The following is a 12,026-nucleotide window of genomic DNA, read 5'->3' as shown; positions in this document are numbered from 1 at the left end:
ATAGGATGAAGCAGCTGGTATCAATAAAACATGGTTATGAACCGGCACAGATGGCATATGATGCCATCAATAGAGTATTCGTGGATGATGCGAAGGGAAAAAGAGTGCTCCTAAAGCCTAACGCAGGCAGAAAGGGAGAGGCCAATACGGCATTGTGCACATCGCCGGAAGTAATCAGGGGAGTCATCCGCTTCTTTAAGGAAAAGGAAGCCGGTGAAATACTTGTTGGGGACGGTGCCCTCTGGGGAGTTGATGTCCGGGAGGCAATGGAGATGGCTGGCATAACCGGGGTTTGCAACGATGAGAATGTAACAGTTGTAAACCTTGATGATTATCCTCCTGTAACAAAGGAAATTGAAAACGGCATAATGGTTGATAGGCTTCGCTTCAGCTCCCTGCCGTTCCAGGTGGATTTCGTGGTGTCAATGCCGGTTGTCAAAACTCACATGTACACCGGAGCGACCCTGGGAATTAAGAACATGAAAGGCTGTCTCTATCGCATGGAAAAAACAATTCTGCACAGGATTGATAAGCCCAATCCCCAGCCTGAGAAGGGTAAGTGTCTGGACATTGGAATAGGCGACATGTCTACGGTGCTCCTACCGGATTACGTGGTGCTGGATGGTACTACCTGCATGGAGGGCTTTGGCCCTGCAGTGGGAAGCACCATAGACCTGGACCTGGTGGTTGCCAGCAAGGATCCAACAGCTGCAGATTACGTGGGGATGTCCCTGATGGGCATGGACCCTTCTTGCGTTTCTCATGTCAGTATTGTTCGGGAAAGATGCGGCACAGCGTCTTTGGATGATATTGCAGCAGAGCCCGAAGATTATCTCAAGTATGCTAAGAAGTTTCAGACAGCTGATATGACAAGGCTATCGAACCTTTATCCGTACATTGATGTGGTTGAAAAAGGGACATGCAGTGCGTGCAGCGCAACCATAATGGCATTCATCAAGAATCACGGCAGCAAGTTTGACGACAACAACAGGCTTGTTCTGGCAACAGGCAAAGATCTGAAGGATGAGGACCTTATCAGAGAATGTCTTGTGCTGGTGGGAAACTGCGCCGGCCATGCGGGAAAGGGACTGCCCTACTGCAAGGGATGTCCGCCTGTGGGTTCAAGCATACTCAAATTTATAGAAGACCAAGCGGAGGATAATGCTACTTAGGGACAAGGACTGTTATGAACTGATTAATGATGAATAATCTTAATCAGTTTTTTATTTCTAAAAAATTACAATTTATGACAAAAATAGATATTAATTCTTGATATGACAGTATATTTTTTATATAATAAAAAAGGTTGAAAGATGTAACAGCAAGGTTTTGATAAACGTAGTACGATTGGAAGGAATATTAGAAAACGTTTATTGTAAACTGCTAAAATTTATAGGACGGTGATTGGAAGGAATGATAAAAAGCAAAAGAATTTTTCTATTAATTTTAATTGTTTCACTCCTTTTGTCTTCTGCAAATCTCTCATATGGCGAAATTCAAGACATGGGATTTGAGAATGACTTAAGCAAATGGAATGTAAACGGATTGATTACACTAAAAACACAATCAGTCATTAATACCGACGTCAATGTTTGGACAATATTGCCAAGGTATGAACAAATGGCTGAACTGGTTCCGGCAGGAGCAGAAGGTGCATTCGGTAATATGGCAGACACTCTCTCATTGTCTGCAGAAAGCAGAAACTATATTACAGGATTATTTCCTAATATTACAAATACAACCTACATCTACAGAGATATTGAATTGAGTGCAGGCGAAGAATTTACAATGGGATGGAATTATGTGTCTACGGACTATGAGCCTTTTAATGATGCATCCTTGGTTTCCTTGGTTAATATTGATGATCCTTCAAGACAGCCTATCATAAACGGGTATTACAGTGAAGTCTCTATATTGGGCGCAACTGTTGCTGGAACAGGAAATTATTCTACAGGAAGTTACGGAAGCACAGGTTGGCAGCTTGCAGAATTCAAGGCAATTTATCCCGGAACATATCGTCTTGGATTTGCAGTATATAATTTGGATGACACAGCATATAATCCATATCTTTTTTTAGATGACTGGAGAGGTACAACATTAAAAAACGGAGTGAATTTTGAACCTATCCCAAAGGACACATCAGCACCTCCGCCACCTGAATCTACTTCTATTATATTCAGTAATTATACTTTTGATGAGTCTTCCGAAAATAACGGCTCTATCGTTACAAATTCTCAAATCACATTGTATGGCGATACATTCAATGGAAACATAGGAGATACAATAACAGAATATGGAATAACAAATCTGCCTGCAGGATTGAGTGCAGTAATAACTAAAACAGGTGAAAAAACTGCTGAACTTTCCTTTTCTGGAAGCGCAGCTCAGCATCATGAAACTGACAGTATAGAAAATTTAATTATATCATTCAGTGACGGAGCTTTTGTCGGAAACAATGCCTCAGCAATAATGGGTGCTGACTCTTCTGTTTTTAATATTGTTTTTACTGATTTTGCAAATGCAATAATATATAATCAGCCTGAAGCAAAAGTTTATGGAGATGAACCATTTTCATTGAATGCAACATCAGACTCAAACCTTCCATTAAGTTATACGAGCTCGAACTTAAATGTTGCAACTGTTGATGCTGATGGTATTGTAACCATAATTGGTTCCGGAACTACAGATATTACAGTATCTGACGGCGGCAATGACTACTATGCTCCGGCTGCAGATGTAACAAGAATTTTTACTGTTAATAAAAAAGATGCATCAGTAACTCCTAATGATAAAGTAAAGGCATATGGTGAAGCTGACCCTGCATTGGACGGAGTACTTAATGGTTTTCTTGCTCAAGATAGTATAACAGCTTCCTACAGTCGAACAACAGGTGAATCTGTAAATACTTATTCCATCAGCTCAGTATTGAATCCATCTGATGCCTTGAAAAACTACAATATAACATATAATACTGCTGATTTTACCATAGATAAAAGACAAATAACAGTTCAAGCAGTAACCGATAACAAGGTTTATGACGGAACAGCCACTTCAGATGTGATACCAACTATACTGGAGGGAACATTAGCTAATGAAGATAATGCCGTATTAGTCCAGGAATTTGATGACAAGAATGTCGGAACCAATAAGACATTGACTCCATCATGCAAGGTGTATGATCAGCTGAATACTGAAACAACAACCAATTATGATATTGCATATATATTATCGGCATCCGGTGAGATTACTTTAGCTGATCCGATAATAAGTTTAGAGAATAAAACAAGTGCATATACAGGAAATGCTATAACCATTGAACCGGCTGTTGTTATTGGCGTGCCGGGAGAGACGCCTCCAGGTAATATCTCTTATACATATTATACAGACACAGCATGCACTACTTTGACTACACCTGGAAACAGCGGAGCAGCTGCAAATGGACAGGCACCGGTATATGCGGGCATTTATTATGTTAAAGCAACGATTGAAAATACGTTGAATTATACATCGCAAACCACATCAGCGCCGGGAACTCTGACTATACTGCCGGCCAGCGGGGCAGGCTTTTCTATAGGAAGTGAATTAACCAAGACTTATGGAGACGAATCATTTATGCTTACTGCGTCAGGCGGCAGCGGAATGGGAGCCGTTTCTTATACAAGCAGCAATCCAAATGCGGCATCGGTTTCAGCTGACGGATATGTGACAATCAATTCGGTTGGCACAGCAACAATTACTGCAACAAAAGCATCTGATGGAAATTATGACGTTCAATATGCTTCTATGACAATAACAGTCAATAAGAAACATGTTGCATATGCTATCACAAATAACTATAAGACTTACATTGGTCTCGCACAGTTTGCTGATGTTACTTGTGATGTAGCTGGATTAACAGCAGGTTTAGATTTTTCAATAAAATACTATCAGGACGATACTTTAGTCAGTAGCGCTGTTGAACCTGGCGTTTACAGTATAGTTGTTACAACTTTAAACTGTAATTATGAAGGCAGTGCAGAGGGAACATTTATCATTTCAAATGCAGATCAAATAGATTTTGGAGTAGGTGGTATACCACAGACTGTAGAATATTCAGATACATTTACAGTATATCCGGTTGAAAATATTGATGGAACTACAACCTATGAAATTGTATCCGGAAATGCCACTGTAGATTCTGCTACTGGTCTTGTTAATATAACAGGAGTTGGAGAAGTTATTTTAAAAGCAACCAACACAGCTCAAAATTTTGATGTTAAAACTGCTATGACATCATTTACAGTACAGCCAAAGACTATTACTGTAACTGCAATTGCAACAAACAGATCTTACGAAGAAGGCAATAAGGATGTTTCAGTGGAACTTATGACAGGTATTGAAGGCTTGACAGCCGGATACACATCAGCTTCTATGGTTACTGCTGATGCAGGAGTGGACAAGGTAGTGACTGTAACAGGTATAACCTTGAACAATGAAAATTATAAACCTGAAAGCACAACAATTTATGCAACAGTAAATATAGACATGATACCTGTGAGCTCAGAGTTGGTCATATCAGGACTTCCTTCATCAATAACATATGGAGACGATGATTTCAGACTCACTGCTGCAGGCCAAGGTACAGGAGACGTAATATGGAGCAGCAGTGACAGAACAGTAGCAGGCATAAACAGCTCTACAGGTGTTGTAACAATAGAAGGAGCAGGCAGTGCAGAAATAACTGCTGCCAAGGAATCAGACGGAAATTATAGTGCTGTTTCAAACAGTATAACGATAGAAGTAGGCAAAAAAGAAGTAACATATTCAATAATCAGCAACACAAAAATATACAATGGTTCTGTTCAATATGCAGTGGTAACACCAAGTGCAATATCATTAGTGGAAGATGTGGACTACAAGGTTACATACAGCCAGAATGGCAATGAAGTAGATGAACCAATTGAAGCAGGCGTATATGACATATATATTGAAACGTTAAACGACAATTATGAGGGGTATTCCTCAGGAGCAACACTAACAATTCTTGAGGCGGATCAGACATATGCTCTTGAAATTACAGGAATTCCAAAATATATAGAATACGAGGACTCTTTTGCTCTATATGCAAATGGAGGAAACGGAGAAGGAAATGTCACCTGGGATGTGGTGTCAGGAAGCGAATATGCAGATATAACAAGCGGTTCCGGGATTGTTTATATTAATGGAGTTGGTACAGTAACAATTTCAGCAACTAAGGAAGGTGACGGAAATTATAAGAACCAGACTGAATTTGTAACCTTTTCCACAAACAAAAAACAAATTAATATAGCAATAAGCAATACAATGAAGACATACAACGGACTAGAACAAAATGTGACAATCAAGGCAACACCTACATGCTACAGCTCCTTTGAAAATATAGCAGAAATAACATATTTCAATCAATCCGATGGAGAGGAAGCTGTATTTAGGAATGTAGGTACGTATAATGTCTTAATAGACGTAAATGATGATTATACTGAGTATTATGAATTATCAGGAAGCTTATCTGCTGGGGCGTCAATTAATAAGGCCGACATAATAATTACAGCAGATCATAAAGAAAAGGTATATGGTGAAGCAAATCCGAAATTTACTCTAAGCTACAATTTGCTGGGTACTGATGTTAATGATTTGTTTAATGAACCGTCTATAACATGTGCAGCAGATGAAGCAAGCAATGTTGGGGAGTACGACATATTATTGTCATATGATGGAGACGGAAATAACAGCAACTACAATGTAATATTAGTAAACGGAAAGCTAAGTATAACACCTGCTGAATTAACTGTAACAGCTGAGGACAATAGTGTTTACTACGGTAAGAATCCACCCGCATGTACATATAACATATATGGATTCAAGGGAAATGATTCAATAAATGATTTGGAAGGTACGGTAGTATTTAACTGTGACTATGCAAAAGGGAGTGCAGAAGGTGAATATGATATCAATATATCCGGCTTATCCTCCAACAATTACAATATAAAATTTGTTCGCGGAAAACTTACTGTATTGCCTCCGTTAAGCAGTGGCGGCTCCGGAGATGGATTCGTTCAGCGAAATACTATTTCGGTAAAAGATGTATCAAGCACATTACTTAATAATCCGGAACTTATTACAGTAACAGCAGATATGGAAAATGCATTCAATGAGTCAGTAGACTTAAGAATTACAGATGATGAAGAAGCGTCAGATAAGATTTTCAAGTTTGTTGGTGAAGGTTTTGATGTATATCCGTTTGACATAAGTTTGTATTCAAGGGGAACAAATAACAAGGTTCAGCCTAACAGCGGATACAAGGTAATAATAACTTTACCTCTGCCGGAAGCTCTGCTGGATTGTAAGGATGATGTACAGGTTGTTTATACAGATAATGAAAGTCTTATTACTTTGAAGTCAGAATTGGTACAAAATGAAGGAATATGGTGCATAGTGTTTGAAGCAGAACATTTTAGTCCGTATGCATTAATTGTTGATAAAGAGTGGAAGAATTCGTTTAGCGATGTTGATGAAACTGATTGGTTCTATGATGCCGTAAGATATGTAAACATTGAAGGATTAATGTCTGGAACGGGACTTTTTGCATTTGAACCGAACCTTGAAACAACTCGCAGTATGATTGTCACCATACTGTATCGTATGGAGAAACAGCCTGAAGTTACAAAAACAAGCAGCTTTGATGATGTTTCAACGGATGCGTGGTATTATGATTCAGTTTCGTGGGGTGAAGAAAACGGAATTGTCAAAGGCTATGATTCTGAAACATTTGGTCCCGATGATAAAATTACTCGTGAACAGTTGGCTGCTATCCTTTATCGTTATGCAACATATAAAGGATATATAATGAAAGAGCCTGCTGATTTAAGCAAATATAATGATACAGCAAAAATTTCTTCATGGGCTGTTGAAAGTATTGGTTGGGCCGTATCTGAAGACCTTATATCAGGAACAACTTTAACAACACTGGAACCTGCAGGATTAGCCACAAGAGCTCAAACAGCAACCTGCCTGATGAGGTTCATGCAAAATATCAATTAATAGTAGTCATAAGGGGATGTTTTACAGGGTGAAATATCCCCATTTCTTTTTTTTGATGGTTGATAATAAATAAAATTATGTTATAATAAAAAACGCAAATCAAACTGTACGAGAATTTCTTTTTCGAAAGTAGAAATGGAAGGAATAAATACTTGAATACATTGAAATACTGCGAAGCAAAAGATAAATTTTTTTTCATAGACGTAAGAAGCCCTTCGGAATATGAGGATGACACTATTCCCGGTGCCGTGAACATTCCACTATTAAATGACGATGAAAGAAAACAGGTGGGCACAACATATGTGCAGGTGGGCAAGACTGAGGCCAAGAGGCTCGGGGTCAAGCTCATTTCTCCAAAGATGCCTGACATGTTCGAACAGGTTGTGGATCTTAAATACAAGCACGGGCAGCTGGCAGCGTTTTGTGCAAGGGGCGGGTACAGAAGCACTTATTTTGCTTCCGTGTTCAGCTCCATAGGCATACCGGTCTTTCAGCTGGAAGGCGGATACAAAAGCTACCGCAAGGAAGTTATGGAATCACTTCCGAAATTGAATGACAGGGTCACTTACATTGTGCTCAGTGGAAATACCGGAGTGGGAAAGACTGATATACTGCACTGCCTTCGCAGTCTCGGATGCTCGGTGCTGGACCTTGAAGGAGCAGCCAACCACAGGGGGTCTTTGCTGGGGAGCATAGGCATAGGGGATTGCAACTCACAGAAGAAGTTTGAGACCAACATTTATGACCAGCTCATGAATACAAGGGACAGCTACGTCTTCGTGGAGGCCGAAAGCCAGAAGATCGGAAGCGTCACCATACCGAAGTATATCTCTGACAGGATGAAACAGGGCATACAGATTTTCGTTGAAGCAGATATCGACTACAGGGTTCAGAGCCTGAAAAAGGACTATATACTAAACGCTGACTGGAAAGCTGAATCAGCAAAGGCAATGGACAGACTGAACAAGTATATTTCAAGGGATAAACTTGAGGAACTGAAGCATGAAATAATGCAGGGCAACTTTGATCTGGTGGCAAGGGAACTCATGGAAAAATATTATGACCCTATGTACAACTTCAAGTCTGACAAGCTGAATTACGCAGCCAGATTCAAGGCAAAAACAGACAGCCGGGAAGCAGCCGGTGAAATATTCAAATGGTATAATGACCGCGTATGGGGAAGATGTTCTGACTTCATATGACCGTTACAAGAGGATGGTGTGAGACTGGTTAATAATCTCACACCGTCCTCTTTTCATCAGGCTGTCTTTTTGTTGATAATTTTTACGTAGATGAGGCTTATCAAAAGTATGATTCCTCCGTAGCCAACCACCGGGTACAGATACTTAACCAGGTTGGAGAACCCGAAACTGCTGGCGGCCAGACCTGCTACAGTTGAAACTGCAACAATCATCCTGCTTCTTGCAGGGTGTTTTTTCATGTCCGTGATCCTTGAAACAAATCCGTACATGGCGCCCACAGATGTGGTATAAACCTCCGCCGTCAGCACTACTGCATAAAATATCTGGACGGTGTATGAAATTCTGCCGGCAACGTGTATCATTGGAACTTCATACCTTGAGACCTCTGCAATGTTTCCTGACAGGGCAAGGTAAATCATGACTGAGCCAAGGCCCAGTCCCAATCCGCCCAGGATTGCCCCGTTTCTGACAGATTTTCTGTCCCTGGCTTCGGCACCCAGGGGACCGAGAACTGCCACAGAAACAATTGTGTTGTAGGACACGTACAGCACTGCTGCCATGAACCAGTTTGTTATGAGGCCGCTTTCGCCCATGCCTGATACGGTTGCTGTGATGTCGGGAGGCGAACTTAATATGGAAAATACACTTGTTCCGATAACTGCCGCCAGCAAAAATGGCACTACAAAGCTGATGGAATTTATGACGCCATTTATCCCGGTCAGCACAGTAAGAGCAGTTATGACAGCCATCAGGATGCTACCAAGCATTCCTGGCAGGTTGAACTGCTGGACAAACAATGCTCCTGTTCCGGCAATCATCGCTGTAAATGCTCCGAAAAGGAAAAATGTTATGATGGCATCTATTGCAGACCCAAGTATACTGCCGCCTGAGTATCTTATGATTTCCAGATGAGAACGGGCGTTCAGGCTTTTCCCCAAATCCATTATTATGTAGCCGAATACGATGAACATTATTGTTGTTGCAATAAGCCCTGCTATTCCCATTGCCCCGAATCTGGTGAAGAACTGCAGCACCTCCTGGCCGGTTGCAAAGCCTGCGCCAACTATGGTTCCTATGTATGTAGCCGCCACTTTCAGCGTTGTAACGTCATTTTTACTCACCATTTCACTTCCTTTCAAACTATAGTTATATTGTATCTGAAATAAGAAGTTTTATTACCTCAAAATTAACATGTTCAGTTCCGTTCCCTTGTGGTCCGCTTGCCATTCATCAATCCGGTTTTATTAGCATCAAATTAAATGAATCGTCGCATAATTCACTTGCAAAATTTTAAGAATTATTTGGTTGTAAATATGGTTGTACTGTAGTATAATAAAAAAGAACAGTGTAAAAAAATTCAAACTTTTAGAAAGTAAGTTTTCCATGGATGACGGCAGCTGCCACAAATTTATAGACATTACAATAAGGCCAATGACATTTGAGAATGGACAATCAGATGTCTTTTTTGTTTTCAAAAACAACCGGTGCAAAGTTCTATGGCGGTATTCATTTGAATGCATTAACTTACTATAAGTCATTTTCGGCAAATATACATATATTTCCACAAAAAAATGCTTGATAAATATCAAACAATATTTTATAATGAATACGTTCATAGAACACGTTCATCAAAACTTGGAGGAGAAATATGAAAGGTAAAAAAGTATTAAGTATCATCTTGATCATTGCCATGATATTCAGCATGGTTGCGTGTGCAAAGACTGAACAACCTGCAGAACAACCAAAGGTTGAAGCTATCTTTACACCAGGAACTTATGAAGGCGAAGCTGAAGGGTTCCATGGAAAAATAATTGCAAAAGTTACAGTTACTGAAACAGAAATAACTGATATCACTGTTGAACAGTCTGAGACTCCCGGTCTCGGTGACAAGGCAGTTGAAAAAATTGTACTGGGAGTTAACGAAACTGATTCTCTTAACGTTCCAATGGTATCCGGAGCTACTTATTCAAGCAAGGGTATCCTGGCTGCTATAACCGCTGCTCTTGAAAAAGCAGGCGCTGACATTGAAGCTCTTAAAACTAAAGAGGTTGCAGGCGCTGCTAAGGCAGAAGATGTTGAAAAAACAGCTGACGTTATCATAGTAGGTGCAGGTGGAGCAGGTCTTGCTGCAGCGGTAACAGCTCATGAAAACGGAGCATCTGTAATAGTTATTGAAAAGATGCCGCAGGTTGGCGGTAACACAATGATCTCCGGTTCAGCACTCAACTCAGCTGACCCTGACAGACAAGCAACTTTGGAAATGACTGAACTTGAAAAGAAGACTGTTGAAGGAATCATAGCTGCAGAACAGACTGATCCAATAGTTAAAGAGTGGCAGGCAACACTGAAGACAGAATGGGAAGCTCATGTTGCTTCAGGAAAAACAACATTGTTTGACTCACCAACACTTCACAAACTTCAGACTTACAACGGCGGAGACAAGAAGGGTAATCCAGAGCTTATTAGCACATTCACAGAAGGTACACTTCCGGCTATTCAGTGGCTTGAAAGCATGGGAATGGAATTCAAGGATTCAGTATTTACAGTTCTTGGAGCACTTTGGAACAGATCACACAAACCTGTAAAACCGCTGGGAACAGGATATATTGAAACATATATGAGCTATATTGAAAAGAACAAGGCTGATATCGAAATAATGCTGGATACAACAGCTAAGAACTTCATAGTTGAAAACGGAGCAGTTGTTGGAGTTAACGCTGAAAACGGCGGAGCAAAGGTAACATTGAAGGCTAACAAGGGTGTTATTCTTGCAGCCGGCGGTTTCGGAGCTAACGTTGAAATGCGTGAACAGTACAACACAGTATGGCCTTCATTGAAGGACGTTAAGACTACTAACCAGTCAGGAGCTACCGGAGACGGTCTCGTAATGGCTCAGGAAATCAAAGCTAACCTGGTAGGAATGGAATACATCCAGCTTCTTCCAATGGGAGACCCTGTAACAGGAAGCCTTAGCGGAAACATCGAGCAGGGCGTTCAGAACCGTATATTCGTTAACAAAGAAGGAAACAGATTTGTTGACGAAGGAGCAAGAAGAGACGTTATGACTCAGGCTCTTATGGATCAGACTGATGCTTACATGTGGGTTATAGTTGACCAGCATTCATATCCGACTGGAGACACAAAGAACAACTTCAACGAAACAATAGATGATCTTGTTGCTGCAGGAAGAGCATTCAAGGCTGATACTCTTGAAGATCTTGCAAAACAAATCGGTGTTGACCCAGCAAACCTGGTAGCTGCTGTTGATACATTCAACCAGTCAGTTGACGGTACTGCTGATCCATTCGGAAGAACACTGTTTGCAGACAAAATTGATACAGCTCCTTACTATGCAGGTGCTCGTGTACCGACAGTTCACCACACAATGGGTGGTGTTCAGATCAACACTACAGCACAGGTATTGGATGTTAACGGCAACGTTATAAAAGGACTTTACGCTGCTGGAGAAGTTACCGGAGGAATTCACGGAACTAACAGACTTGGCGGAAACGCTCTGGCTGATATCGCAGTATTCGGTAGAATAGCAGGCGAAAGCGCAGCTTTGGCAAAATAATTAAGAAATAAAACAATTGTTGATACCCCCGATTGCGGAGCTTATGCGCTGCTTTCGGGGTTTCTTATTTTGACAAGATTTCTTGCTTTTCTGATTGCGGTATTTGAGAAACTGTGAGATAATGTAATGTTATTGCTTCGGTTTTAAGGTTAAATTAAACAATGAGAGAGATACTGAATAATGGTACATGT

5 protein-coding genes are annotated in these 12,026 nt (G+C 40.6%); 4 read left to right on the top strand and 1 reads right to left on the bottom strand.

The genetic code is table 11. The features are described 5' to 3' along the window. Positions 1-5 precede the first annotated feature (5 nt). The 3 genes from AAGU76_RS07525 (at position 6) to mnmH (ending at position 8,261) form a co-directional block, all read left to right on the top strand. Positions 6-1,172 carry a DUF362 domain-containing protein gene (locus tag AAGU76_RS07525; protein ID WP_342484859.1) on the top strand — a complete coding sequence of 389 codons (1,167 nt, stop codon included), beginning with the start codon at positions 6-8 and terminating at the stop codon, positions 1,170-1,172. Positions 1,173-1,413: 241 nt separating this feature from the next. Beyond that, entirely contained in the window at positions 1,414-7,059 is a 5,646-nt protein-coding gene (locus AAGU76_RS07520; RefSeq protein ID WP_342484858.1) for an MBG domain-containing protein, read from the top strand. A 152-nt stretch (positions 7,060-7,211) separates the two neighbouring features. Continuing rightward, a complete protein-coding gene (gene mnmH, locus AAGU76_RS07515; RefSeq protein WP_342484857.1) occupies positions 7,212-8,261 on the top strand; it encodes a tRNA 2-selenouridine(34) synthase MnmH in 1,050 nt (349 codons plus the stop codon). Between the two features lie 56 nt (positions 8,262-8,317). Here the strand turns inward: mnmH and AAGU76_RS07510 are convergent, their stop codons facing one another. Next, the gene (locus AAGU76_RS07510; protein WP_342484856.1) at positions 8,318-9,385 is read right to left on the bottom strand and encodes a hypothetical protein; all 1,068 of its coding nucleotides are present in this window, start codon (positions 9,383-9,385) and stop codon (positions 8,318-8,320) included. A gap of 524 nt (positions 9,386-9,909) precedes the next feature. Here AAGU76_RS07510 and AAGU76_RS07505 point away from each other — a divergent pair. Then, positions 9,910-11,835 carry a flavocytochrome c gene (locus tag AAGU76_RS07505; protein WP_342484855.1) on the top strand — a complete coding sequence of 642 codons (1,926 nt, stop codon included), beginning with the start codon at positions 9,910-9,912 and terminating at the stop codon, positions 11,833-11,835. The last annotated feature ends 191 nt before the right edge of the window (positions 11,836-12,026 follow it).

This window comes from Sedimentibacter sp. (assembly GCF_038562225.1).
GTDB lineage: Bacteria > Bacillota > Clostridia > Tissierellales > Sedimentibacteraceae > Sedimentibacter.
Note: the sequence above shows the minus strand (reverse complement) of the source record. Positions and strands in the feature narration are given on the sequence as shown.